Origin of the sequence: Psychrobium sp. nBUS_13 (assembly GCF_051201665.1) — a bacterium.
GTDB lineage: Bacteria > Pseudomonadota > Gammaproteobacteria > Enterobacterales > Psychrobiaceae > Psychrobium.
The window spans coordinates 3051619-3076806 of sequence record NZ_CP179210.1 but is presented as its reverse complement, the minus strand read 5'-3'; the positions used below and the strand labels follow the sequence as shown (position 1 = coordinate 3076806).

Here is a 25188-nt window from a genome sequence, read left to right as displayed (position 1 = left end):
TAGATGGTTATAAGCATGAGATTAGACATTGAAACCCTTAAAATCCTTGATTTAATAGTGAGACTTGGCAGTTTTGCTAAGGCTGCTGAACAATTAAATCGCGCGCAATCTGCGATTAGCTATCAAGTTAAAAAACTAGAACAACATTTAGGTGTTAACTTATTTGACCGCAGTAAATACCGCGCAGAGTTGACACCTGAAGGCAACGCAATTCTGACGGAGGGCCGCCGTCTACTCCAACAAGCTCATAATCTAGAGGTATTGGCTGAGCGTTTTAGTCAAGGCTGGGAGCCAAGGTTAGAAATTGTCATTGATGGTGCGGTTCCAATGGAGCCTGTAATGAAAGCGTTAAAACGCTTATCGGAAATGGATGTGTCTACGCGTGTTCAGCTTCGTACAGAGTTTTTAAGCGGTTGTCAGCGCTGGTTTGACAAGCAGAGTTCAGATCTTATGTTGGTTAAGGATTATCAATCTACACCTTATTTAGTTGCTAAACCATTACAAGCGATTGATTTTAAATTAGTCGTGTCTAGCGAGCATCCTCTGGCCACGATGAAAGAAGTTGAATTAAAGCATTTGCATGAACATATTGAATTAACGATTGCAGATTCAGGCAATCTAGACCCTCAATCTCAAGATGAATTACAATTTGGTGGCGAGCGAGTGTTTTATCTTAATGGTTTTATGGCCAAAAAAGAGTCTATCTTATTAGGCTTGGGTTTTGGTTGGGTGCCTGATTATTTAATTGAAGAAGAACTAGCGACTGGCAGTTTAGTCGAATTAGACTTTGTTGGCGGTGCTTGTCATACGTTTACACCAAGACTCGTTCACTCAAGTGAGCGGCCGTTGGGCAGAGCAGGGCAATTGTTAAGCGATTTAATTATTGAAGAGTTTTCTAAATAGTCTAAACGCAAGTAACGACAAAAATTGAGGGAGCATACTCCCTCAATAAAATTAGCGTTAAAGCACATTTTTTCCTTCAAATCTTATTCGCTGTTTGTTTTTCTCAATCAATTTTTTCCCGATGCCTTTGACCTTAGCAAGGTCTTCTACGGTTTTAAATTGTCCGTGTTTTTTACGATAGTCGATAATTGCTTTCGCTTTTTTCTTGCCGATTCCTTTCAAGCTGAGCATAAGTTCTTTTTCATTCGCGCTGTTTATATTAACGGAGCTGTATTTAAGCGTTTTCTTTTTTGTTTTCTTACTGAGTTTCTCTTTACTAATCTCAATGTCTTTTTGAATTTTATCGCTGTTAGAAGACTTGTCGGTAGTAGATGAAGCGAGTAGGTTAGGGGAGGTAACTAGTAATGTTAATGTGAATAAAGTGGTTATTAGTTGACGTATATTAGACATAGTATTTTCCTTTATAGAGTTTCCATAGCACGTCTTAGTATAGGCAGAATTTATGAAGCTGCTGGATAATTGTCCGAATAGAATGCAGTTAGATTATTTTTATTAAAAAAGTCTTGCGTTAAGGCGCTCTAGTCATAGATAATGCGCCTCGGTGACTAATTGGTCCCCTCGCAATGATAGATGGTGAACTCGGCCAGGCCCGGAAGGGAGCAACCGCAGCTATCGACTCATGTGCCGAGGTGTGGCTGATTAGTTACCACTTTTCTTATTATTTCCCGTTTTATGTCTTTGGTAATTGCTTCAATAAAAAGTTTTTCATATTTTCTCCCATTACTCGTTTTATATCTGACTTTGAAATTTCTAATTTTAATAATTCTTGAGTGATTATTGCTAGCTCTGATGTGTCGATTCCCGTAGTGACTGCTCCATCAAAATCTGAGCCTAGACTAATGTGTTGTGCGCCGACAAGTGTTATCCCGTAAGCTATCTGTTTGGCAACTTGCTGTGGTGAGGTGTCACAAGTAGCGGCTGACCAGTAACCTAAGGCAATAATGCCACCTTTAGCTGCAATTTCTTTCATCAATGTGTCACTAATGTTTCGAGCGCTAGGGCAGAATCCGTGTAAACCGGTATGGCTTACAACAATCGGTGACGTTGAAATAGCTAGCACATCATTCACGACTTGCGGTGATGAATGAGAAACGTCGATGATTATCGATTGTGAATTAAGCTCTTCTATAACTTTACGTCCAAAGGATGTTAAACCAGCTTTGGACTGGCCGTGTAAAGAGCCGCCTAAGCGATTATCGAAAAAATGTTGCAAACTCATCATGCGAAAACCTTCGTCATAGAGCTTTTTAATATTATTAAAATCGCCTTCAAGTGCGTGAGAACCTTCAGTGCCTAGCATCGCACCAACAATTTTGGAGCCTTGTTGTCGTGCTGAAATTAGCGCAGTCAGCTCGTGACGATTAGTAATTAATGTAAATGATGAAGGTGTTTGTTTAATTGCGTGTTTGAGTTTTTTTGCCTGATAAATCGCACGCTCGGTTAGATTAAACCATGTGCGTACAGGCCAGCCTTGTACCATTGCCAGCAAGGTTATGTTGTCCATGCTATTGGCGTCATTATTATTATAGTTTTGATTGCGGGGACTTTTGGTAGTTGTTGTAAACATTTGTAGTGCCACATTACCTGCTTGTAGTCGAGGTAGATCCATATGGCCATGTTCAGCTCGTGCTAGAAGATCACGACTCCACAAAGTGCTATCACTGTGCCAATCTCCGATAAACAGCGATTGATGAAATGATTTACTAGCACTCGTTATTTGATACGGTTGGTGTGGCGTCACTTGGTTACGAGACTTATCGATATATGTAGGTACAATAATTCTTACACCTATTAAAATGACAACGAGAGTAGATACACCAATGGTGACTTTTTTCATATACCGCTAATTCCCGTTATTGTTGGTGTTGTTCAAAATCGTTTTTTACAATCTCAAGTGCTTTCAATACTGTTTCTTTTGAAAGGTTTGCTTGTTCGAGAATATCGATTAAGTCAACGGCGAGCTTGATATGATCTGGCGCTTGCTCTAGCGGGGTCGGTTCAGTCATTTTATCTCCTAGAATGGACGTTTGCCTTTCTCAAGGTTTTCAATTTTTTGCTCAATGAAGTAAATAGCTTTGTTACATTGCCCAAGGCGTTTTTGTAATTTTAATATTTCTTGTTGGATGGGCAATTTGTCAGCGATATTTACTGTGGAAAGTTGTTGATGGAGCTTATGTATCTGTTGATTAAATCGACTTCGATATTCGTGGTGTTTTGATAATTCTTGATAGAGCTGCTGACTGTTACCAATAATTTTTTGAGCAAGCCATTTAAAACTATCACCAGGTGCTTGTTTTTTCTGAAATGTTCTCGCCTTGCTTTCTTTGTCAATTTTGTAACTTTGTCCTTGTAATTCTTGGCTTGTTAATGCTTTTTTTATGGCTTGGCATTGATCAACTAATTTATCGCACTGAAAAGCAATGATGCTATTGCCACTTTTATTGTCGATTAAGGTTTGCACGTGGTTGACGAGGGCTTGGCTTTCTTTGACGTAGTGAATAAGTTGTCGTGATTGAGATTTAAAAAGACGATCTTCAAAGATTGCTTTACGGGCTAGATCTGGAATGACATTGGTTTGATCATAAAGGGCAGCCTCTTTCGCGAGTTTGTTTAGGATGTGTCGGACTTTTTTTAGCGTCTCGATCACAGCCAAGCACTCCAGGCAAGTTTGGCACTGATGCATAAAACAACAAAAATAAATATTGGACGAATAAAACTGCTCCCAAAACGGATTGCTGCTTTAGCGCCAATAACCGAACCAATCATCAAGCATACTCCCATCGTGACTCCGATAAGGTAGTCAACTTGGCCAAGAATCACAAAGGTAATTAACGCTGTGAAGTTGCTAATAAAGTTCATCGCCCTTGCAACGCCGCTACTGAGTAAAATATCAATCTTGTAAAGTATTTGGCCCGATACCGTCCAAAATGCGCCTGCACCGGGGCCAGCAAAACCGTCATAAAAACCGATGGTGAGTCCTTGAAGCCATTGTTTTAATCGACAAGGTTTAGATTTTTTTAAGCAGGTTGTGGAGGGCGGAGATTTCTTAAACAAGGTATATACTGCGGTGGCGATGATTAAAATTGGCAGTATTTTCTCTAAGAATTCACCAGACACTAAATAAACAGCAAAGGCACCAAGTAAGGCTCCAATAAAAGTCGATACAGCACAATGGATCCATAGTTTTGGGGAAAATAGTTTATTTTTATAAAATGTATAACTGGCAGTCGCCGTGCCAAAGCTCGATGCAAGCTTATTTGTTCCTAACACCATATGTACCGGCATTCCTGTGCTTAACAAAGCGGGGACAGTTAATAACCCGCCGCCGCCTGCAATGGCATCAACAAATCCAGCAAACAGGGCAACACTAGATAAAATAAACCACAGCGGAATACTGTCTAAAAACTCAATCATTAATTAGTGCTCAATGGTAACTTTGTATGGTGGCAGGGAATCAATAAGTGATTGGCCGTAGCGTTTGGTCACTAATCGTCGATCTAAAATGGTGATAGTGCCTTTATCTCCTTCGTTGCGCAATAGTCGACCACAAGATTGGATCAATTTTCGTGATGCATCTGGGATTGTTAATACCATAAAAGGATTTCCGTTTTTGCTTTTAATGTATTCACTATGGGCTTGTTCAATCGGCGAATTTGGCACGGCAAATGGCAATTTGGTGATTATCAATTTAGTTAGGTAGTTGCCTGGTAAATCAAGACCTTCAGAAAAACTGCTGGTGCCGAACAAAATACTGCCTTGTTTGTTGTCACATTTATCTTTATGAAGTGTTAGCAGTGCATTTCGAGACGCTTCACCTTGCACTAATAATGAGAATTTGTGTTGTTCACGTAATGTTTTGGCAACCTGATTCATCTGCCAGTAGGATGAGAATAAAACGAGCGTTGCATCTTTCTTAGTAAGTCGCTGTGATAAATCTTTAATGACTTCATGGGTGAAACTATCACTGCTTGGCTCTACTGACATTTTGGGAATGATTAATTCACCATTATTCTTAAAATCAAATGGAGAGTTTAATTTGATGTATTGGGTACCATCATTTGATTTTAAACCGGCACTGCGTCTAAAGTGATCAAAAGAATTAAGTGCCGTAATGGTTGCCGAGCACAAGATAGCCCCCATCGCTTGAGACCAGAGATAGTCTTCTAAAAAGTAACCAACCTCTATTGGCGCTGCGTGCAAAACAAATTCGCTCTTTGTATCATCCGTTAACTCAATCCATCGTACGGTTGGGGCGACGTTTTTACTATCAACACGTTTATACATTGCCCATAGCTTATGGTTGTTTTCCATACGGGCGATTGTAGTGCCTAAATCGCCAAGAATCCCCTCAATCTTCCACGGACTTATATCACCATCTTTGTAGGATTCCATGACTATTTGATGGACTTTATTGAGTGCTTTTAAGGCCAGTTTACTTAAGTCTTCACAATTGATAGCAAGCGGCATCAAACTCTCGGGTACAACACCATTGGCAAATCGATAGCGATTGTCTTCATTATTAAAGAGAGACTTATTATTAGTAAGCCACTGATGAATAAGTTTTAGTTCTGAACGTAACTCATTGCAATGGTCACTGAGTTTCATTAACGGGCCAATCAGTTGATCGCTTTTCATACTATCAGAGATCTTTTTACCTAAAAGATCCATTTTGGTTAGCCAATCCATTGTGGCAAGAACACTTGAAGAAGCACTAGAAAAGTCTCTTGCTTTTTCTGGTAGGTGATGAGCCTCATCAATAATGTAAAACATATCTTGAGGCTCGGGTAATATCTTACCGCCACCTAACTCTAGATCAGCAAGTAGAAGGCTGTGGTTAACAATGAGGACGTCGAGCTTATCAATTTTTTCACGTGCTTTGTGAAAAGGACATTGGCGATGTGCGCTGAGTTGCTTATTACAGCCAAACTTATCGCACTGTATTTGGTACCAAATCACATCAGGAATTGGCGTCGCCCAACTATCTCGCTCTCCGTCCCACTCTTTATTCGTCCAGCTTCGCCATAATTTCTTTACTAACTTTATCGTACTTTCATCAGGTGGTTGTTGCCAAGTCGCTTGTGGATCAGACGCATTTGGATCCGCCAATAACTCAAGTTTACTCGCACATATATAGCGTTGTCGGCCTTTGATTAAGCCAAATGAGAAATCTAAATCACTAATTCGTCTAAATAGTGGTAGGTCTTTATCGAGCAGTTGCTCCTGCAGCGCTACCGTGGCGGTAGATATACATACTTTTTTATTGAGTGATTTGGCGAGTACAATCGCACCAAGACAATAGGCGAGTGATTTACCTGTGCCTGTTCCTGCCTCAATGACACCAATACGGCGCGACTTTTCAAAATCACCGCCTAAAATTTTTGCTGTTTGAGCAACCATATAATTTTGTTCCTTTCGAGAAACGAAATTCGGAATATTGGTTTTGAAGTTTTTAAAGCAATACTGGATCGATTGTTGAACTTTAGCTGAGAGCATGGTGGTAATAAACACAAGAATAATAGGCAGCAATGATAGCAAATTTGCGCATAATTATCCGAATAAAGAGAGATTTTAATCAGAAACTGCTGGCTTTGAAAATTAGTTCAGATATTTTTATAGCCAACGATGTTGAATATTTTTATATAACTAATTATATATCAGTATCTTATGGTTAATTTAGAACGTTTCTTTTCAACACTTTGTCATAAATAACTCAAAATTACATTAAATTAACATTTTGTTACGTATAGAAAACGGTGTGTTTTTTGGGGGGAAATGTATCTGAGTGTTTCAGAAATTTAAGGCCTTTGAGCCAGTAATAAACCATTTGTTGTCAGTAATTCTATCAACTTAACTTTTAAATAATTTTATTTTATCAGTAGTTTAGCGTTGTTTCGGGAGGTTATTTAGATTATCGTAGATAACAAGTTATATTCAGCTTTATGGATGAAATATAAAGTTGTAATAGGTTTTTAGTTTTATGTAACAGAACGTGTATTTTAGAAAATACTGGTGCGATATTTGACATACTATGTCAACTAAGTCTGAAGAATAATGTATCTCTAATGTGATCTTTATGTTAGTTAAATGTTAAAATCATTATGTTTCATCAGTTTACGTGAGCGCTTGGTAAGTCACTAAACCGTAGATTTGCTGTTGACAGTGAAATAATGAATGTGAAATGATGGCATCGGTTTTGCCCCTTCAAACTGAAGGGATCAGGTATAAATAATATAATATTAAAACCTAAAGACGTTCTGTGAGTGTCATAAGTATGTACATTTGTACTTACGAGACTTCAGCAGTTTCCACAATAAATTTGGTTAGGAACTATGTCCAAGTTAAGTAAAAATAAAATCGCTATAGCAATAGCGGGAGCCGTTGCTCTTACAACAACCTTCGCCGCCACTGCCGCTGATGAAGTTAAAAAACTTCAAAATGCAGATGGTACTATTCAAAAAGCTGCAGCTAATTCACAAAAGAAAGTGAACACATTGCATGAACAAGCTGGTGATCTAGTATTCCAGTATCGTCAAGTCGTTGATGATACTGATGGTCTTCGTTCATACAATGATTACGTTGCTTCTTTAGTAGCTGATCAGCAATCAAAAATTGATGCAACTCAACAAGATATCAATGGTATTGATAAGACTCGTCAAGGTCTTGTTCCACTGATGTTCAAAATGATTGATACAATCGAAGAGTTCGTTTCACTTGATTTACCGTTTGAAAAAGAAGAACGTGAAGATCGTATTGCTTATTTAAAGGAAATGATGCTCGATTCTGATGTTTCTACAGCCGAGAAATATCGTAAAGTATTAGAGGCTTATCAGCTTGAGATGCAAGCTGGACGTACGTCAGTTGTTAATCAAGGAAAAGAAAATATTGACGGTAAAGAACTTACTGTTGACGTTCTTCAGTTTGGTCGTATAACGCTTGTTGCTCAAACGTTAGATGCAAAGCAAACTTGGGTATGGAATAAATTCGCTAAGAAATGGGATGCATTAGGTGATGAATGGCGTCGTCCAATTCGTAACGCAATTGATATTGTCCGTAATGACAAATCTCCTAACTTAGTTAAATTACCTGTACCAGCTGTAGGGAGCGCTAAATAATGAATAAGTTATTTAAAGGTTTAGCTATTGCTTCATTAGCAATGTCAGCTTCTTTTGTTCAAGCAGCAGCGCCGTCTGTTACTTTGGACCAATTATTAGAAAAAATTAAAAAAGAGCGTATCTCTGAAGCACGTATCGATAAGAAACGTGAAGCTGAGTTCCGCAGTGCTCGCGCAGATAAATCAGCATTATTACGTAAAGCGAAAGCTGAACGTACCGCTGAAAAAGCACGTGGTGCACGTCTTTTAAAACAACATGCTGACAACGAACGTCGCATGGCTGAGTTAGCGGCTGATCTTGCTGCTGCACAAGGCGATTTAAAAGAAGCGTTTGGTGTTGTACGTGGTGTTGCTGGTGATGCAACGGGTATCGTTGCTGCCTCTGTAATTTCTGCACAGTTCCCTGGTCGTGCTGAAGAACTAGCAGCGATCGGCGCTCTAAAAGGTCTTCCTCGTTTAAAAGAGTTAGAGAACTTGTGGTTCGCTCTTCAAACTGAAATGACTGAATCTGCAAAAATTTCTACATTTACAGTACCTGTATCAGATGTTGAAGGTAACACTGCTGACCGTAAAGTGACGCGTGTTGGTGCATTTAACTTATTAGATACTGACGGTTACCTAGTATTCCGTGAAGATGGTGTTGCTGAGCTTGCCCGTCAACCTGAAGGTTACATTGTTGGTACTGTTGCACCATACCTAGAAGAAACTTCTGGTTATACTTCACTTTACCTTGATCCAGGTCGTGGTGGTTTATTAAACCTTTTAACTGGTCAAGCAACACTTGAAGAAAAGTATCACCAAGGTGAGACTGTAGGTTACATCATTACTGCAGTATTAATCTTAGGTCTATTAATTGCACTTGAGCGTGTTGTAACTCTAACGCTACTTGGCGGTAAAGTTAAAGCTCAACTTAAGAACCCTAATACACCAACGAATAATCCACTAGGTAACATTTTAAAAGTTTACCATAACTCTAAAGATACTGACGTTGAAACGTTGGAACTGAAGTTAGATGAAGCAATCTTGAAAGAGATTCCTCGTTTAGAACGTGGTATTTCTATTATTAAAGTATTAGCGGCAATTGCCCCTATGCTTGGTCTTCTAGGTACAGTAACAGGTATGATTGGCACGTTCCAAGCGATTACTTTGTTCGGTACTGGTGACCCTAAAATGATGGCTGGCGGTATCTCTACTGCATTGGTAACAACGGTTCTTGGTCTAGTAGCTGCACTTCCTCTAATGTTAGTACACGCTGTAGTATCAGGTCGTTCTAAAGCACTTTTACACATTCTTGAAGAGCAAAGCGTTGGTATCATCGCTGAGCACGCCGAGAAGGAGTCTAAGTAATGATCTATTACCTGATGGGCCTTTGGGAATCTATCAGGGACTTCATGGCCACTGGGGGCGATGTACTGTTATTTGTTGCAGTAACATTGTTCTTAATGTGGAGCTTAATGCTTGAGCGTTATATGTACCTTAGAGTCGTATTTCCAAAAGAGCGTAAGCGTATAATTGCAGCGTGGGACGCTCGAGAAGATACAACTTCTTGGTATGCCCAGCGCATCCGTGAGGCCTGGATTTCCCAAGCCAATGAAAAATTAACAGCGAGAATGACTATCATCAAAACGCTAGTAGCAATTTGTCCAATGATCGGATTGCTAGGTACTGTAACCGGTATGATCAGCGTGTTTGAAGTTATGGCAACAATGGGTACGTCGAACGCCCGCCTAATGGCAGGTGGTATTTCGATGGCTACAATGCCTACTATGGCTGGTATGGTTGCTGCGTTGTCTGGTGTTTTCTTTAGTGCACGTTTAGCTGGTCAGCTAAAAATTGCACGTGAAACACTGGTTGATAGTCTGCCACATCATTAGAGAGAGAATTAATTATGGCACGTAAACGTTTTCATGAAGATGACGAAGCTGAAGTAGATATGACCCCGATGCTGGACATCGTATTCATCATGTTGATCTTCTTCATCGTAACAACTTCATTCGTTAAAGAAGCTGGCTTTGATGTTAATAAGCCACAAGCTGCCCAAGCGACTAAGAAGCCATCTGCAAATATCTTTATTGCAGTTGATAAGAATGGTCGTATTCACATGGAAAAACGCGTTGTTGATATTAAACGCGTCCGTGCGAACGTTGAGCGTATGCTTGCAGAATCACCTGAAGCTGCAGTAATGATCATGGCTGATGTTGATGCTAAACATGGCGTTGTTATCAAGGTTATGGATCAAGTTAAAGCTGCTGGCATTGATAAATTGATGGTTAACGCAGAAGGAGAGTAATTATGATAAGAGCATTGGTTGCCGTATTACTTGGTGCCGTTGTCACTTTCGCATTATTTGCCTTTATGTCGTTTTTGGTTAATTTAGGTGGTGAACGGATAGATAAAGGCGAAAAGTCTGAGCCGATTGTGATTAATCCTGATAGGGAAGAATCTAAGGCGAATACGAAGACACGCTTTAAGCCTAAACCACCACCGCCACCAGATTCACCACCACCACCATCGCAGGTGGAGCCGGACACGTCTGATGCTGATGCTGGTATGAACTTTGATATCGGTGGAGTAGAGGTTAGTGGCGTATCTGCCGGAATGGAAGGTCCTGGTGTTGGTATGATGCAAGATGGTGAAGCTACACCTGTTGTTCGTATCGAACCTCGATATCCAATTAAGGCGGCACGTGACGGTAAAGAAGGTTATGTAGTATTAAGCTTTACAATTAACGAAATTGGTGGTGTAGATGATGTTAAAGTTATCGAAGCAAAACCAAAACGCTTATTTGATAAAGAAGCACGACGCGCGTTAAAACGTTGGAAGTATAAGCCGAAAATGGTTGAAGGTAAGCCACAAAAAGTGCCTAACCAAACTGTTCGTCTTGACTTTACACTTGATAAGCAGGGGAAATAATTGATGAAATATTCAACTAAGTTTGCTGCATTATTACTAACGTCGGCGATTGGACTATCTAGTGTGTCAACAGATGCACTCGCCTTTGCTAAGGATAATTCTGACCGTAAGACCTACACGTTATCTGAACGTGTAGGTAAGAAAGTTACGAAAGTCTATGACTTGTACGCAGCAGAACAAATTGATGAAGCCCTAGTAATGGCTTTAGAAATTAAACCTAAGAAACCATATGATAAAGCATATATTGCTAAATTTTTGGGTAGTATGTATGCGGGCATGAAAGGTAAAGGTTTAGAAGCCATTAAGTACATTCAAGCTGCAGTTGATGCTGATATTTTAAGCGCCAATGAGCATGCTAGTGCTATACGAACGCTTGCTGACCTTCAGGTTCAAGAAAAGCAATTTGAAGATGCGGTTAAGAGCTATAAATTATGGATGGAGTTTACTGGTAAACAAGATCCTAAAGTTTATGTTCGTATTGGCGTAGCTTATATGGAGTTGAAACAGTACCAGAATGTTATCGCTCCAGCTGATAAGGCAATTGCATTACAAACCGAAAAGCCAGAGGATTCACCTTATCGATTAAAATTAGGTGCTTATTATGAAAGTAAGCAACCTAAGAAAGCGATTGGTGTATTGGAAATTATGGTAGGATTGTTCCCAACTGAGGCCAAATATTGGGCACAGTTAGGTCAATTCTACATGTTAGACGAGCAATATAAGAAAGCATTAGAAACAATGCATATTGCTTACATCAATGGTTACCTAACAACTAAAAGTCAAATTTTGGTGTTAGCACAACTATATACTAACAACATGATTCCTTATCGTGCCGCTGCCTTATTGGATAAGCACATGAAGGCTGGTTTAATCGAACGTGACGAACGCATGCTTAAGCTAATTGCTTCTTCTTGGCATCAAGCTAAAGAACTTAAGAAAGCAATTAAGTTTTATGGTGAAGCGGCTGCAATTGAAAACAACGGTGAACTTTACTATAAGCAAGGTACATTGGCGTTTGAACTTGAAAAGCATCGTGACGCGATTAAAGCACTTAAATTAGCATTGAGCGACGATAAGCTTCGTAAGCCTGACAATGCAATGTTTACGTTGGCACAAGCATATTTTTATAATGGTCAATATAAGACTGCAATAAAGACAATGCGTACTGTCCAAAAAGCGAAAACAAAAAGTGTAGCGAAGAATGCTGGCGTTTGGATTAAATATATTAAAGACACTGCAAAGCGTCGTAATATTGCGATTTAATTCCTAATAGACAGTTAAAATCTGCTAGTATAAGCCCCGCCTCGTGCGGGGCTTTTTTTTGCATTTGAAAAGTTATTTTGTTGGGAAGATTATGAATTTGATAAAACCATTATTATTATGCAGCGCGCTAACATTGTCGGCCTGTGATAACAGCTATCAAGTAGCCCAACAAAATATTGCGGTCGAAATACCAAATAAGGTTCAGAATGAAAATCAGAACTTTGCTACTTTGGCACAACAATATTTCGAACAACAAATGGCATTAAACCCGATATACGCTTTGTATATCGGCGACTATTCAAAAAATGATTTATTCGTGGACGAACTGTCTGATGATTATCTGAAACAGCGCTATGAATTAACGTCAAAAACGTTGGCTTACTTAAATAGCTTGTCGGTTGATGCGTTGTCAGAGCCTAACAAAATCAGTTATCAAATACTCAAAGCAAATCTTAAAAATGAACTACAAGGGAATGCATTTCCCGTTCATTATCTTCCATTTACTCAATTCGATTCTCTAATGAGTACAATGGCGCAACTGGGCTCAGGTCAAAGCGCTCAGCCATTTGACTCTGTTAAAGATTATAACGATTTCGCTAAACGATTAAGAGCATATGTCGCGTGGTTTGAAAGCGCTAAACAGCGGTTGTCAGAAGGGGTTGCCAATAAAGTTGTGTTACCACGAGTGCTAGTTAATCGCCTACTAAGCCAGCTGGAAGCACAAGTAGTTAACGATGCCAATGGCAGTATATTTTATCAACCGATTGATAATATGCCAGATGGTATCTCGCTGACTGATAAAACTCAGCTAACGAAAGAGTACAAGGCGCTAATTTCAAACGAGATTATCCCTGCGTATCAAGGACTCATTGATTTCATTAATGAACATTATCTGCCATATACCCGTGCAACAGATGGCTATAGCAGCCTGCCAAATGGACTACCGTGGTATCAATATTTGGCGAACAGTCACACCACGACAACCATGGATGTTGCGCAGATCCATCAGCTAGGTCTAGATGAAGTTGCAAGAATTCTAAAAGAAATGAACGGTGTTAAAGAAAAAGTTGCTTTCAAAGGAGATTTAAAGGCTTTTTTCAGTCATTTAAGTCAATCTCCACAATACTTTTTTACAGAGAAACAAGATTTAATAGACGCCTATCAAGACTACAAAAAACGCATCGATGGTGTTTTACCACAATACTTCGACGTGATGCCTAAATCACCTTATATCGTAAAGGCGGTTGAAGCTTTTCGCCAGCAAAGCGCAGCAGGGGCATCTTATGCGTCAGGCAGTCCAGATGGTAGCCGACCTGGTGTGTTTTATGTAAATACCTTTAATTTAAAAGCGCAGCCTAAATGGGGCATGATGACATTGTCATTACATGAAGCGGCGCCAGGCCATCACTTTCAGATTTCGTTAGCGCAAGAATTACAAGATATTCCAGACTTTCAAAAGTTTGGTGGCCAAACTGCCTACATTGAAGGTTGGGCGTTATACAGTGAACAGCTTGGTATTGAAATGGGACTGTTTGACGACCCTTATCAATATTTTGGAAAATTAGCCGACGAAATGCTTAGAGCAATGCGATTAGTCGTTGATACCGGTTTACACTCAAAAGGATGGAGCCGGGAGCAAGCTATTGCGTATATGCTGGCTAATTCAACGATGGCTAAGTCTGATGTGGTTGCTGAAGTTGAGCGTTACATGGCTATTCCTGGGCAAGCCTTATCTTACAAAGTTGGCCAGCTAAAAATTATGGAGTTAAGAGCTCGCGCTGAGTCAGCATTAGGCCAGCAATTCGATATTAAAGACTTCCATAATCAAGTATTACTTGACGGTGCACTGCCACTAGCTGTACTTGAAACAAAAATAGACCGTTGGATTGCAACTGTAATCGCCACGAATAAATAATAAGTATTGAAATGAAGTTAGTTCTAGCACCACTTGAAGGTGTCATTGATCATTTGGTGCGACAACTGCTGACCGAACTCGGTGGCTTTGATTTATGCATCACCGAATTTATGCGTGTTTCTGATACATTTATGCCAGAGCGCAGTTTCTATAAGTTATGCCCAGAACTTTACCATGGCGGTAAGACATCTGCGGGTGTCCCAATTCGCATGCAGTTGTTGGGGCAACACCCTGGTTTAATGAGTGACCATGCTAATCGTGCAATCGAATTAGGCAGTCACGGTATCGATTTGAATTTGGGTTGCCCAAGTAAAATTGTTAATACCAATAAAGGTGGCGCGGTATTACTCAAAGAACCTGACGTTGTTTATACGCTTGTTAAAGCAATGAGAGAGGCAATACCTCAAGAGCAAATTTTTTCGGTGAAGATACGATTAGGTTGGGATGATCCTAATACTGTGCATGAAATCAGTGATGCGATTGTTAGTGCCGGTGCGAATGAATTGACCATTCATGCCCGTACTAAAGTTGATGGCTACAAAAAAGATGCCATCAAATGGCCAGCCATTGCACCGATTGCTCAAAAAGCGAAAATATCATTGATTGCTAATGGCGAGATTTGGAACGTACAAGATGCGTTAACGTGCCAGCAACAAACCAAATGTGACAACTTAATGCTCGGACGAGGTGCTTTAGCCATGCCCAATCTTGCTGCAACGATAAAGCACGGTGTAAAGCCAATGTCGTATTCTGAACTATTAACATTGCTTGGACGTTATACTACGTTTGAAATAGAAGGTGATAAAGGCCTTTATTATCCTAATCGCATTAAGCAATGGCTAGTTTATCTACGTCAGCAATACCCTGAAGCTAACGCATTATTTGGCGCAATTAGAACATTGAATAAGACGCCAGCAATCATTGACGTCTTAAATGCGGAACGTGATCTTTACCTATCTCATTAATTCCAATCATGCTTTGTGACTTAAGCCGTATCTTTTTTTAGGCTACTAGTTTTCATCTGGTGGTCATTCCTTTATAATGTCGCGTCACAAAAAGAACCCTATGGGGATGGTTTTGTTGAGGAGCCTGCATTTATGCAGCTTTCACGCCCTCCCTCATTAATTTTAGAAAGCAACTTTAATAGAGTAAAACAATGGCAGATTTATCAAAATACAGAAATATTGGTATCTTCGCTCACGTTGATGCTGGTAAAACCACAACAACTGAACGTATCTTGAAGCTTACCGGTCAAATTCACAAAACTGGTGAAGTACATGACGGCGAGTCAACTACTGACTTCATGGAACAGGAAGCTGAGCGCGGTATTACTATCCAGTCTGCTGCTGTTACTTGTTTTTGGGATGATCACCGTTTTAACGTAATCGATACTCCTGGACACGTTGACTTCACAGTTGAAGTATACCGTTCTCTTAAAGTACTAGACGGTGGTGTTGGTGTATTCTGTGGTTCTGGTGGTGTTGAGCCACAATCAGAAACTAACTGGCGTTACGCTAACGAATCTGAAGTTGCACGTATCATTTTCGTTAACAAACTTGACCGTTTAGGTGCTGACTTCTACCGCGTTGTTAAGCAAACTCAAGACGTACTAGCTGCTAACCCACTAGTAATGGTTCTACCAATTGGTACTGAAGATGAATTCGTTGGTGTTGTTGATCTTCTAACTCGTAAAGCATGGGTTTGGGATGACACAGGTCTTCCAGAAAACTACGAAATCCAAGATGTTCCTGCGGACATGGTTGACCAAGTAGAAGAATACCGTGAAATGCTAATCGAAACTGCTGTTGAGCAAGACGATGACCTAATGGAAGCGTACATGGAAGGTGAAGAGCCTTCTATGGAAGACATCAAACGTTGTATCCGTAAAGGTACTCGTACAATGGACTTCTTCCCAACATACTGTGGCAGTGCATTCAAAAACAAAGGTGTTCAATTAATTCTTGACGCTGTTGTTGATTACTTACCAAGCCCTACTGAAGTTGACCCACAACCGTTAACTGATGAAGAAGGTGAAGCGACAGGTGCAGTTGCAACTGTATCTCCAGATGAGACTTTTAAAGCACTAGCCTTTAAAATCTCTGATGACCGTTTCGGCGCACTAACATTCGTACGTATCTACTCAGGTACACTTAAGAAAGGCGACACGATCCTTAATGCTGCTACAGGTAAAACTGAGCGTATTGGTCGTATGTGTGAAATGCAAGCTGATGATCGTAACGAATTAACTAGCGCACAAGCTGGTGATATCATCGCTATCGTTGGTATGAAATCAAACGTTCAAACTGGTCACACATTATGTGATCCTAAAGATCCAATCATCCTAGAAGCGATGGTATTCCCTGAGCCAGTAATCTCTATCTCTGTTAAGCCTAAAGATAAAGGTTCTACTGAGAAAATGGGTATCGCTATCGGTAAAATGGTTGCAGAAGATCCAACGTTTAAAGTTGAAACAGACCAAGATTCAGGTGAAACTATCCTATCTGGTATGGGTGAGCTTCACTTAGACATCAAAGTAGATATCTTACGTCGTACTTACGGTGTTGAGCTAGAAGTTGGTCAACCACAAGTTGCATACCGTGAAACAATCACACAACCAATTGAAGATTCTTACACGCATAAGAAACAATCTGGTGGTTCTGGTCAGTTCGGTAAAATCGACTACCGCATCAAGCCAGGTGAGCCGGGTACAGGTTTCGTATTCACTTCATCTGTTGTTGGTGGTAACGTACCTAAAGAATTCTTCCCTGCTGTTGAGAAAGGTTTTGCCTCAATGATGGACGAAGGTGTTCTAGCTGGTTTCCCAGTATTAGACGTTGAAGTTGAATTATACGATGGTGGTTTCCACGCCGTGGATTCATCAGCTGTTGCGTTCGAAATCGCTGCAAAAGGCGCTTTCCGTCAATCTATCCCTAAAGCGGGTGCACAGCTAATCGAACCTATCATGCACGTTGACGTATTTACGCCAGACGACCATGTTGGTGACGTTATTGGTGATTTAAACCGTCGTCGCGGCATGATCAAAGATCAAATGGCTGGCGCAACTGGCGTTCGTATTAAAGGTGATGTTCCTTTATCTGAAATGTTCGGTTACATCGGTTCACTACGTACAATGACTTCAGGTCGTGGTCAGTTCTCTATGGAGTTCTCACACTACATGCCTTGTCCACAAAACGTAGCAGAGCAAGTAATTGCTGACGTTAAAGAAGCTAACAAGAAGTAATTCTTCTTAATCGTTAGATTCTTTATAAAACCCCGTTAGATTATCTAGCGGGGTTTTTTTATGGCTATTTTGAGGACAATATTGTAATGAACAAGCAAGAGCATTGGCAGCAGATATATCAAACAAAAGCCGTTGAAAAAGTGATACCAATTGCATTAAGTAAGTGATCTTGTTGTGCGTAGAGAAAATCAGCTAAAACAAGGCGCTCGATTGACTAATAGCTGGCTATTAGGATTGAGAGCAACGCCATTTTAGTTAATTTTAACAAGTACAAGTGGGTAAATATTTAATGCAATTGGTATGAGTTGGTTTCAATCATCAGCCAACCTTTCTTTAACTTTGATAGAACAGGCATGCCAAAAGGAAACATTGATTATTGATATTGGTGGTGGTGCTTCTTGTTTAGTTGAGCAATTAGTGAGTAGGCAATATCGTAATATTTCAGTGTTAGATATTTCGCAGCAAGCCTTAGATATCGCAAAGCAAAATCTATCGAAGAACGCGAGCTCAAACTCGTTAAGTTGTGTTTTATGGCACTGCTCAGATCTGCTGACATTTAACTTTGAAACCGACAGTTTTGGTTTGTGGCATGATCGCGCTGTTTTTCATTTTTTAACTGAAGATTCAACGCAACTTGTTTATCTCAAACAACTCAATAAAGCCCTTAAGGTTGGGGGTTGTGCGGTAATATCAACATTTGACATTGGCGGGCCAACGCAATGTAGTGGTATTCCAATTAATTAATAGGGTCTGTTGACCTTTGTGGTTCGAATTTTGTTCAATCTAAAAGTGTTTTGAGCACATGTTCATTGTTCCAGACTGAACATAAGCACCCACATCCTTGTGGGCGATGCATGAGGATTGATGCTGGGTTTACCCCAGTGAATGACGAATAACGCCGCACAAAATACTTTTAGGTGAATCCAACGGACAGCATTTGTTTGTTATTTCTACGGCGTTATCGCCTATTCGTGTATTGCTACAGGGGTGTAGCTCATTAGGATAATGCAGGAGCTATTATCGAGCCAGCTACACCACATAGGCTCTGCCTTGTAGAAACCTCAAACTAATTGCTGCAAAAACGAACTCAAAAGATCAATAGACCCTATAACTGGCAGACATTAAGTGAACGGTTAAGCGATAATTTTGAGTTAATTAGTCATCACCAAGAAACGCATCGTACGCCATTTGATACTGACCAAGCTTTTAATTATTGTCTGTTTAAGAAAGTGAAATGAGAGATAAGCCAACAATAATTGGCGGTGAATTTTTATTTGGGCACATTACTTAAATCGCGTAGAATGCAATTCTATTTTCTTTGAGTTGGATTATTTAATGAGCCTTCAATTAACGCCGCTACAACAGCATTGTCTCAAAGGTATTGGTATTACGCCATGGCAATATCGTCAAGTACCGAGTCAACATAGTTCATCTCAAGAGCTTGCCACACCTGAAGAAACATCTTTGCCTGCTAGCGTCGAATTACTAACTGGCCTAAAGAAACAAACAGAGACTACAGCGAACAGCTGCGAAGCGATTAAAGAGCCTAACGCCGATTACGTTCTTCCTGAGACGCTTACCGCGCAACCAGCGTTTCTTGTCAAAGAATTAGAGCGAGCGCTAGAGTACGTCGCTAAACACGACAAAGCCATTGAATGGCAGGTGCATGAAACTAATTCACAATTGGTACTGAAGGAAAACAAGCTGTTGTTGCCATCGCTGGACACGTTGTTTAATTCACCATCGTTAAAAAAACAATTATGGCAGTTATTATCGAGCGCTCAATCATGAGCCATATCTTTAAGCCTTTTTTACTAAAAGATGTGCCAAATATTTACGCCATTGAGCAACGAGCACAAAGCCATCCGATGTCTCAAAGCGTGATGGAGTCGTGTTTAGCTAAACGCTATTTTAATAGCGCGCTTTACGTTGCTGGAGAATTGGCGGGATTTTATATTGGCGAGATAGTATTAGATGAATCATCGTTAATCGAGATTTGTATTGATCCTAATTTTCAAGGGAAAGGATTGGGCAGAGAGCTGCTCAGTCACTATATTGAACAAGCCACCGACAAAGGAGCAATGAGTTGTTGGCTTGAAGTCAGAGAGTCAAATACTACTGCTCATAAGCTATATCAATCGATGTTATTTAATGAAGTTGATAGACGGATTAATTATTATCCCACCGAAACGGGAAAAGAAGATGCGATTATCATGAGTTATTTCTCATTTGGATAATATAACGCCAGTCATCGACTGGCGCTTTATTTAAGGCGCTGTGTAATAGCGCTTATGCTGGAAACAGTTGAGTTAGTTTAGTCGCCAACATCATGTCACCAATGGCTTTAACTTTACCCATCATAAACGCTGTCATTCCGTTAACACTGCCATCTAATAAGCCTTTTAGTGTAGCGCTTTTAAGTTGAAGTGTTACAGAAGGATCGTCATACTCACCTTCTAAAATATCGTAACTGCCATCGGCAACGATAAGATGAAATAGCTCACCTTCAAGGTCGAACTGAAAAACTTCATTAAGCCCTGCTGCGGCACTTGGGTTAAACTTATTAGCTAAAATTTCTTTGTATTCTGCAACACTAGACATAGTTGATTCCTTATTATTATCGTTATAAATCTATTTGTTAGACGAGTAATTTTTTGGGTTAGAGCATTAGCTCTAGGTGTGTGAATTAACTTATCACGATTTTTTATAGATGCAAATAAATTTAAACACATGTTTTGATTATATAGCCAAGCTCTGAAAGGTGCATCTTCAAGTAGTTTGGGTATATCAATGCAACAGAGTTAGCAAAACATCACACATTGCTTTCTAAAATCCGTTATAATCGCGCCCATTAATTTTTCATTGATTGACTGCTTAGAGATTTCTATGACGCCTTTTGAGACTTCTGTAAATAAACGCCGTACATTCGCGATTATTTCTCACCCGGATGCGGGTAAAACAACGATTACCGAAAAAGTATTATTATTCGGACAAGCTTTGCAAAAAGCGGGTACCGTCAAAGGTAAGAAATCTGGTCAACACGCAAAATCCGATTGGATGGACATGGAAAAAGAGCGTGGTATTTCGATTACTACCTCGGTGATGCAATTTCCTTATAAAGATTGTCTGGTAAATTTACTAGATACACCAGGACATGAAGATTTCTCGGAAGATACTTATCGTACACTGACCGCTGTTGATTCATGTTTAATGGTGATTGATGCAGCAAAAGGTGTAGAAGCACGTACCATAAAATTAATGGAAGTTACGCGCTTAAGAACAACTCCAATCGTAACCTTCATGAATAAGCTTGACCGTGATACACGCGATCCGTTAGAGCTAATGGATGAAGTGGAAGATGTATTAAACATCGCTTGTGCACCAATTACTTGGCCAATCGGTATGGGTAAAGAATTCAAAGGTATTTATAACCTGTTGACCGACGAAACTGTTTTATATCAAACGGGACAAGGCCATACAATTCAAGAAGTTCGTTCTATTAAAGGGCTTGATAATCCTGAACTTGATGAAGCCATTGGTTATTATGCAGAAGAGCTGCGTGAAACCATGGAGTTAGTGCAAGGTGCTTCTAATCCATTTGATTTAGAAATGTTTTTAGCAGGCGAATTAACACCAGTATTCTTCGGTACGGCAATGGGTAACTTTGGTGTTGACCATATGCTAGATGGGTTTGTGAACTGGGCTCCTGCACCAGTTAACCGAATTACTGAACAACGCGAAGTAGAAGCGACTGAAGAGAAATTTACAGGCTTTGTATTTAAGATTCAGGCAAACATGGATCCTAAACATCGCGATAGAATAGCCTTTATGCGTATTTGCTCTGGCAAGTATGAAAAAGGCATGAAGATGAAGCACGTGCGTATTGGTAAGGATGTTAATGTCTCTGATGCTTTGACCTTCATGGCGGGTGATCGCTCTCATGCTGATGGCGCGACTTCTGGTGATATTATCGGTTTGCACAATCACGGTACCATTCAAATTGGTGACACGTTCACGCAAGGTGAAATGCTTAAATACAGTGGTATTCCAAACTTCGCTCCGGAATTATTCCGCCGTATCTTGCTAAAAGATCCACTGAAAATGAAGCAACTTCAAAAAGGCTTGATCCAATTATCAGAAGAAGGTGCTGTACAGGTATTTAGACCACTGCGTTCAAACGAATTGATTTTAGGCGCGGTTGGTATTCTTCAGTTTGATGTGGTTGTTGCTCGTCTTAAATCTGAATACAAAGTCGAGGCCATTTACGAGCCTATTAATGTTGCTACAGCGCGTTGGGTTAACTGTGATGATCCGATTAAACTAGAGAAATTTAGAAAGAAAGCACATGACAATCTAGCGTTAGACGGCGGTAATAACCTTACTTATATCGCACCGACTATGGTTAACTTAAACCTTGCTTATGAACGTTACCCTGAGATTACGTTTAGAGAAACACGCGAGAATTAATTAAATGGTGGAATCACAGTCATATATACTGACTGATTAACTTGGATGTAGTTGAAATTATGATGTGCAAATGGTTTTCTATACTCCTTTGAGTATTCTATTTGCACATCAGTTACTTTTCTTTGCGTCGCCAAAGAAAAGTAACCAAAAGAAAGGCGCCCCCAGAATTTATCGCTTATTTTAAATAACAGATTGTCTTTTCAATACCGTATTTCATCCGCATCCCTGCGGAAAATACTAAAAAATCATCCATGATTTTGTTATTGGACAATCGGTGATTTAAACGATAAATAAAGGGGGGAGTTGCCACGTTGAAAAGTGTGGCGCTAATCTACTATTTTATTGTTTTACGATATTCTGGATAACGCTTTGAAACATCAATTCATCGATACACATAGTCATCTTGATTTCTCTCGTATGGGAGAGATTGATACTGTGCTTGCCCAAAGTACTGATGTTGGTGTGAACCAATTTATCGTACCCAGCGTTGATGGCAGTAATTGGCAAAAGGCACTCGACTTATCTTCCAAATTCGCCAATATCCATTGCGGATTGGGTATGCATCCTCATTTTTTGACTGATGACAATCAGCTACCGATGTTGGCTAATTTAGCGACGCATCAACGAGAGAACATTGTGGCCATTGGTGAAATTGGATTGGATGGTGCTATTGACTGGCCGCAGCATCTGCAAGTTGATGTATTAAAACAGCAATTAGCCTTGGCAAAGTCGCTTGATCTGCCCGTGATTTGTCATGGTCATAAAGCGCTTGATATCTTGCTTAAATACCTGCGTTTATATCAGTTACCCAAGGGCGGTGTTATTCACGGTTTTAGTGGTAGTCTTGTACAGGCCAACGAGTTTATTAAACTTGGATTTTACATTGGGATTGGCGGCGTTATTACCTATGAGCGAGCACAGAAAACACGAAGCACGGTTGCACAATTACCGCTAGCATCTTTATTGTTAGAAACTGACAGTCCCGATATGCCGGTTAGTGGATTTCAAGGTCAGGTTAATCACCCGAAACGCATTCCAATTATTGCTCAACATCTTAGTGAATTACACAATACATCAGTAGATTTTATTGCTGAAATTACCACCACTAATGCCAAACAATTATTTGAAATATAGTAATTTATTGACTTGCTTCATGCCACAAAAACTTCCTGCCTGCTTTTTCTAACAAATGTGATCTTGATGATGGTAACTATCGCTAAAACTCGCTAAATTGAGAGTTATTGAAGTGACCGCGAATATAGGGTCATATATGGACTATCGAGAGTAAACAAAACTAAAATGACTGATTTAGAACGCGCAGCATGTTACGGCATCCAGTTGATGGATCTGACCACGTTAAGCGAAGATGATACGCCTGAAAAAGTTCAAGCGTTATGTCGTCAAGCAATAAGCGACGCTGGTAAAACGGCGGCAGTGTGTATTTATCCTGCATTTATTCAATCGGCAAAAGCACAACTTAAGGCGTTAAATGCAGAAGACATATTAGTTGCAACGGTCACTAATTTTCCCCATGGAAATGATAATGTTGATAGTGCGGTAGCTGAAACAAAGGCCGCTGTTGAAGCGGGTGCTGATGAAGTCGATGTTGTTTTTCCTTATCGCGCATTTCTAGCTGGCAACGAAGAGGTTGGCGCACAACTTGTTCGCGGTTGTAAGGATGCATGTGGCGATAAGGTAGCACTTAAAGTTATTCTAGAGACCGGTGAAATTAAATCGCCTGAGCTCATTAAAAAAGCCAGTTTAATTGCAATTAATGCCGGTGCTGACTTTATTAAAACATCGACGGGTAAAGTGCCTGTTAATGCGACATTAGAAGCGGCAGAGCAAATGCTTAACGCGATTAAAGACACTGGCGAAACCTGTGGCTTTAAAGCCGCCGGCGGCGTGAAAAACGCGCAAGATGTTGCAGATTATCTGGCGCTTACACAATCAATATTATCAAGTGAGTGGATTACCCCAGCACACTTTAGATTTGGTGCCAGCAGCTTGTTAGGCAACTTAATTGCGACATTAAATAATCAACAGCCAAGTGTTCAAAGCACTGGCTACTAATTGACGGAAGAATAAGTTATGAAACGCGTCACTATTATGATGTTAGATTCGTTAGGTATTGGTGCCAGCGATGACGCCGATACGTTTGGCGATGTTGGCGCAAATACCTTAGGTAGCATTGCAAAAGCTTGTGCTGCCGGCACTGCCGATGTGAATCGTCAAGGCACACTAAATATTCCAACACTGACAAAACTCGGTTTGTCTCATGCGTGTTTCGATAGCTCTGGTTATTTCCCACAAGGTAATGACCAAGAAAATTCACCAATCGGTCAATACGGCTTTGCCGCAGAAATTAGTACCGGTAAAGATACGCCAAGTGGTCACTGGGAAATTGCAGGTGCCCCAGTGTTATATGAGTGGGGGTATTTCACTGAAAAAGAAAACTCATTCCCACAAGTAATTATTGATGAACTCATTAAACGTTGTGATTTACCCGGCGTTTTAGGAAATTGTCACGGTTCAGGTACAACTATTTTAGAAGAGCTTGGCGAAGAGCACATGGCGACTGGCAAACCTATTTTTTACACCTCTAGTGACAGTGTATTTCAGATTGCTGCCCATGAAGAAACCTTTGGTTTAGCGCGCTTATTAGCAGTGTGTGAAGCGGCCCGTGATGTGTTAGATGAATATAACATCGGCCGAGTTATTGCTCGTCCATTTGTTGGCAAAGACAGCACGTCATTCGAGCGCACTGGCAATCGTCGTGATTTATCTGTATTACCGCCGTCTAAAACATTGCTAGATTTTGCTAAAGAAGCCGGCAATGAAGTGGTAAGCATCGGTAAAATTGCTGATATTTATGCGCAACAAGGCATCACGAAAAAAGTGAAGGCAACAGGCCTTGCGGATTTATTTGATGAAACGCTAAAAGCACATCAAGCGGCGTCTGAGAATGCCATTGTATTTACCAACTTTGTTGATTTCGATTCAGCATACGGTCATCGCCGTGATATTCCTGGCTATGCGAGTGCGTTGGAGTATTTCGATAGCCGTTTACCGGAGTTTATCGCGCAAATGGCCGATGATGATTTATTAGTACTAACAGCTGATCACGGTTGTGACCCAAGCTGGCCGGGTAGTGATCACACACGTGAACATATTCCTGTTATTTTTTATAGCCCATCAATGCAGGGTGGAAGTGTGGGTAAACGTGATACGTTTGCCGATATTGGTCAAAGCATTGCATCCTATTTAGGTTTACCGCCACTGGCATATGGTAAATCATTTTTATAATTAATTATT

Annotated in this window: 24 protein-coding genes and 1 other RNA gene; 18 read left to right on the top strand and 7 right to left on the bottom strand. The window is 40.2% G+C overall.

The features are described from left to right. Positions 1–15: 15 nt before the first annotated feature. A complete protein-coding gene (locus tag ACMAZF_RS14205) occupies positions 16–903 on the top strand; it encodes a LysR family transcriptional regulator (protein ID WP_435274439.1) in 888 nt (295 codons plus the stop codon). Between the two features lie 57 nt (positions 904–960). Here ACMAZF_RS14205 and ACMAZF_RS14200 read toward each other — a convergent pair whose 3' ends face one another. Then, positions 961–1353: a ComEA family DNA-binding protein gene (locus ACMAZF_RS14200; RefSeq protein ID WP_435274438.1), complete on the bottom strand. Its 393-nt coding sequence runs from the start codon at positions 1351–1353 to the stop codon at positions 961–963. Positions 1354–1510: 157 nt separating this feature from the next. Between ACMAZF_RS14200 and ffs the strand changes: the two genes are divergently transcribed. After that, an RNA gene (gene ffs / locus ACMAZF_RS14195) (signal recognition particle sRNA small type) lies at positions 1511–1607 on the top strand. A 26-nt stretch (positions 1608–1633) separates the two neighbouring features. Here ffs and ACMAZF_RS14190 read toward each other — a convergent pair. From ACMAZF_RS14190 to dinG, 5 genes are read right to left on the bottom strand one after another with little or no spacing between them, the layout of a single operon-like run. Then, positions 1634–2800: a dipeptidase gene (locus tag ACMAZF_RS14190; RefSeq protein WP_435274437.1), complete on the bottom strand. Its 1167-nt coding sequence runs from the start codon at positions 2798–2800 to the stop codon at positions 1634–1636. Between the two features lie 16 nt (positions 2801–2816). Further along, positions 2817–2969 carry a DUF2496 domain-containing protein gene (locus ACMAZF_RS14185; protein WP_435274436.1) on the bottom strand — a complete coding sequence of 51 codons (153 nt, stop codon included), beginning with the start codon at positions 2967–2969 and terminating at the stop codon, positions 2817–2819. A gap of 8 nt (positions 2970–2977) precedes the next feature. Further along, entirely contained in the window at positions 2978–3610 is a 633-nt protein-coding gene (gene priC / locus ACMAZF_RS14180; protein WP_435274435.1) for a primosomal replication protein PriC, read from the bottom strand. Next, a complete protein-coding gene (locus ACMAZF_RS14175; protein WP_435274434.1) occupies positions 3607–4377 on the bottom strand; it encodes a sulfite exporter TauE/SafE family protein in 771 nt (256 codons plus the stop codon). Before ACMAZF_RS14175 ends, priC begins: the two co-directional genes overlap by 4 nt. 3 nt (positions 4378–4380) lie before the next feature. Further along, the gene (dinG, locus tag ACMAZF_RS14170) at positions 4381–6456 is read right to left on the bottom strand and encodes an ATP-dependent DNA helicase DinG (RefSeq protein WP_435277249.1); all 2076 of its coding nucleotides are present in this window, start codon (positions 6454–6456) and stop codon (positions 4381–4383) included. Between the two features lie 836 nt (positions 6457–7292). On the opposite strand from dinG, the gene ACMAZF_RS14165 reads away from it, so the two are divergent. The 12 genes from ACMAZF_RS14165 (at position 7293) to rimI (ending at position 19643) form a co-directional block, all read left to right on the top strand. After that, positions 7293–8075 carry a DUF3450 domain-containing protein gene (locus ACMAZF_RS14165; protein ID WP_435274433.1) on the top strand — a complete coding sequence of 261 codons (783 nt, stop codon included), beginning with the start codon at positions 7293–7295 and terminating at the stop codon, positions 8073–8075. Then, on the top strand, positions 8075–9421 hold the full coding sequence (locus ACMAZF_RS14160; RefSeq protein WP_435274432.1) for a MotA/TolQ/ExbB proton channel family protein: 1347 nt from the start codon (positions 8075–8077) through the stop codon (positions 9419–9421). The genes ACMAZF_RS14165 and ACMAZF_RS14160 overlap by 1 nt, the downstream gene beginning before the upstream one ends. A 2-nt stretch (positions 9422–9423) precedes the next feature. Next, entirely contained in the window at positions 9424–9948 is a 525-nt protein-coding gene (locus ACMAZF_RS14155; RefSeq protein ID WP_435277248.1) for a MotA/TolQ/ExbB proton channel family protein, read from the top strand. 14 nt (positions 9949–9962) lie between these two features. Continuing rightward, complete coding sequence (locus ACMAZF_RS14150; RefSeq protein WP_435274431.1) at positions 9963–10364, top strand: ExbD/TolR family protein; 402 nt, start codon at positions 9963–9965, stop codon at positions 10362–10364. Positions 10365–10366: 2 nt separating this feature from the next. Beyond that, the gene (locus ACMAZF_RS14145) at positions 10367–10987 is read left to right on the top strand and encodes an energy transducer TonB (protein WP_435274430.1); all 621 of its coding nucleotides are present in this window, start codon (positions 10367–10369) and stop codon (positions 10985–10987) included. Between the two features lie 3 nt (positions 10988–10990). Further along, on the top strand, positions 10991–12250 hold the full coding sequence (locus ACMAZF_RS14140) for a tetratricopeptide repeat protein (RefSeq protein WP_435274429.1): 1260 nt from the start codon (positions 10991–10993) through the stop codon (positions 12248–12250). Positions 12251–12341: 91 nt separating this feature from the next. Then, positions 12342–14165, top strand: coding sequence for a DUF885 domain-containing protein (locus ACMAZF_RS14135; protein WP_435274428.1), 1824 nt, complete (start codon positions 12342–12344; stop codon positions 14163–14165). A gap of 11 nt (positions 14166–14176) precedes the next feature. Further along, the gene (gene dusC / locus ACMAZF_RS14130) at positions 14177–15130 is read left to right on the top strand and encodes a tRNA dihydrouridine(16) synthase DusC (RefSeq protein WP_435274427.1); all 954 of its coding nucleotides are present in this window, start codon (positions 14177–14179) and stop codon (positions 15128–15130) included. A 191-nt stretch (positions 15131–15321) separates the two neighbouring features. Then, complete coding sequence (gene fusA / locus ACMAZF_RS14125; RefSeq protein ID WP_435274426.1) at positions 15322–17406, top strand: elongation factor G; 2085 nt, start codon at positions 15322–15324, stop codon at positions 17404–17406. Positions 17407–17706: 300 nt separating this feature from the next. Further along, positions 17707–18150: a class I SAM-dependent methyltransferase gene (locus tag ACMAZF_RS14120; protein WP_435274425.1), complete on the top strand. Its 444-nt coding sequence runs from the start codon at positions 17707–17709 to the stop codon at positions 18148–18150. 591 nt (positions 18151–18741) lie between these two features. Continuing rightward, the gene (locus tag ACMAZF_RS14115; RefSeq protein ID WP_435274424.1) at positions 18742–19197 is read left to right on the top strand and encodes a hypothetical protein; all 456 of its coding nucleotides are present in this window, start codon (positions 18742–18744) and stop codon (positions 19195–19197) included. Next, positions 19194–19643 carry a ribosomal protein S18-alanine N-acetyltransferase gene (gene rimI / locus ACMAZF_RS14110; protein WP_435274423.1) on the top strand — a complete coding sequence of 150 codons (450 nt, stop codon included), beginning with the start codon at positions 19194–19196 and terminating at the stop codon, positions 19641–19643. The genes ACMAZF_RS14115 and rimI overlap by 4 nt, the downstream gene beginning before the upstream one ends. Positions 19644–19695: 52 nt before the next feature. Here the strand turns inward: rimI and ACMAZF_RS14105 are convergent, their stop codons facing one another. After that, positions 19696–20007, bottom strand: coding sequence for an SCP2 sterol-binding domain-containing protein (locus ACMAZF_RS14105; protein ID WP_435274422.1), 312 nt, complete (start codon positions 20005–20007; stop codon positions 19696–19698). A gap of 285 nt (positions 20008–20292) precedes the next feature. Between ACMAZF_RS14105 and prfC the strand changes: the two genes are divergently transcribed. The 4 genes from prfC (at position 20293) to ACMAZF_RS14085 (ending at position 25179) form a co-directional block, all read left to right on the top strand. Further along, a complete protein-coding gene (gene prfC / locus ACMAZF_RS14100) occupies positions 20293–21873 on the top strand; it encodes a peptide chain release factor 3 (protein WP_435274421.1) in 1581 nt (526 codons plus the stop codon). A gap of 369 nt (positions 21874–22242) precedes the next feature. Continuing rightward, positions 22243–23007 (top strand): TatD family hydrolase, encoded by a 765-nt coding sequence (locus ACMAZF_RS14095; RefSeq protein ID WP_435274420.1) that lies wholly within the window; start codon positions 22243–22245, stop codon positions 23005–23007. Positions 23008–23172: 165 nt separating this feature from the next. Continuing rightward, positions 23173–23946 carry a deoxyribose-phosphate aldolase gene (gene deoC, locus ACMAZF_RS14090; RefSeq protein WP_435274419.1) on the top strand — a complete coding sequence of 258 codons (774 nt, stop codon included), beginning with the start codon at positions 23173–23175 and terminating at the stop codon, positions 23944–23946. 18 nt (positions 23947–23964) lie between these two features. Continuing rightward, a complete protein-coding gene (locus tag ACMAZF_RS14085; RefSeq protein ID WP_435274418.1) occupies positions 23965–25179 on the top strand; it encodes a phosphopentomutase in 1215 nt (404 codons plus the stop codon). Positions 25180–25188 lie beyond the last annotated feature (9 nt).

What these genes read in the sequence shown, in the direction of transcription:
- ACMAZF_RS14160 (WP_435274432.1), top strand. Translation starts at nt 8,075, where the DNA reads ATGAATAAGTTATTTAAAGGTTTAGCTATTGCTTCATTAGCAATGTCA.
- ACMAZF_RS14200 (WP_435274438.1), bottom strand. Translation starts at nt 1,353, where the DNA reads ATGTCTAATATACGTCAACTAATAACCACTTTATTCACATTAACATTA.
- ACMAZF_RS14145 (WP_435274430.1), top strand. Translation starts at nt 10,367, where the DNA reads ATGATAAGAGCATTGGTTGCCGTATTACTTGGTGCCGTTGTCACTTTC.
- fusA (WP_435274426.1), top strand. Translation starts at nt 15,322, where the DNA reads ATGGCAGATTTATCAAAATACAGAAATATTGGTATCTTCGCTCACGTT.
- ACMAZF_RS14150 (WP_435274431.1), top strand. Translation starts at nt 9,963, where the DNA reads ATGGCACGTAAACGTTTTCATGAAGATGACGAAGCTGAAGTAGATATG.
- ACMAZF_RS14115 (WP_435274424.1), top strand. Translation starts at nt 18,742, where the DNA reads ATGAGCCTTCAATTAACGCCGCTACAACAGCATTGTCTCAAAGGTATT.
- ACMAZF_RS14165 (WP_435274433.1), top strand. Translation starts at nt 7,293, where the DNA reads ATGTCCAAGTTAAGTAAAAATAAAATCGCTATAGCAATAGCGGGAGCC.
- ACMAZF_RS14120 (WP_435274425.1), top strand. Translation starts at nt 17,707, where the DNA reads ATGAGTTGGTTTCAATCATCAGCCAACCTTTCTTTAACTTTGATAGAA.
- deoC (WP_435274419.1), top strand. Translation starts at nt 23,173, where the DNA reads ATGACTGATTTAGAACGCGCAGCATGTTACGGCATCCAGTTGATGGAT.
- dinG (WP_435277249.1), bottom strand. Translation starts at nt 6,456, where the DNA reads ATGCTCTCAGCTAAAGTTCAACAATCGATCCAGTATTGCTTTAAAAAC.
- ACMAZF_RS14140 (WP_435274429.1), top strand. Translation starts at nt 10,991, where the DNA reads ATGAAATATTCAACTAAGTTTGCTGCATTATTACTAACGTCGGCGATT.
- ACMAZF_RS14135 (WP_435274428.1), top strand. Translation starts at nt 12,342, where the DNA reads ATGAATTTGATAAAACCATTATTATTATGCAGCGCGCTAACATTGTCG.
- ACMAZF_RS14190 (WP_435274437.1), bottom strand. Translation starts at nt 2,800, where the DNA reads ATGAAAAAAGTCACCATTGGTGTATCTACTCTCGTTGTCATTTTAATA.
- ACMAZF_RS14105 (WP_435274422.1), bottom strand. Translation starts at nt 20,007, where the DNA reads ATGTCTAGTGTTGCAGAATACAAAGAAATTTTAGCTAATAAGTTTAAC.
- ACMAZF_RS14085 (WP_435274418.1), top strand. Translation starts at nt 23,965, where the DNA reads ATGAAACGCGTCACTATTATGATGTTAGATTCGTTAGGTATTGGTGCC.
- dusC (WP_435274427.1), top strand. Translation starts at nt 14,177, where the DNA reads ATGAAGTTAGTTCTAGCACCACTTGAAGGTGTCATTGATCATTTGGTG.
- ACMAZF_RS14205 (WP_435274439.1), top strand. Translation starts at nt 16, where the DNA reads ATGAGATTAGACATTGAAACCCTTAAAATCCTTGATTTAATAGTGAGA.
- ACMAZF_RS14175 (WP_435274434.1), bottom strand. Translation starts at nt 4,377, where the DNA reads ATGATTGAGTTTTTAGACAGTATTCCGCTGTGGTTTATTTTATCTAGT.
- ACMAZF_RS14185 (WP_435274436.1), bottom strand. Translation starts at nt 2,969, where the DNA reads ATGACTGAACCGACCCCGCTAGAGCAAGCGCCAGATCATATCAAGCTC.
- rimI (WP_435274423.1), top strand. Translation starts at nt 19,194, where the DNA reads ATGAGCCATATCTTTAAGCCTTTTTTACTAAAAGATGTGCCAAATATT.
- prfC (WP_435274421.1), top strand. Translation starts at nt 20,293, where the DNA reads ATGACGCCTTTTGAGACTTCTGTAAATAAACGCCGTACATTCGCGATT.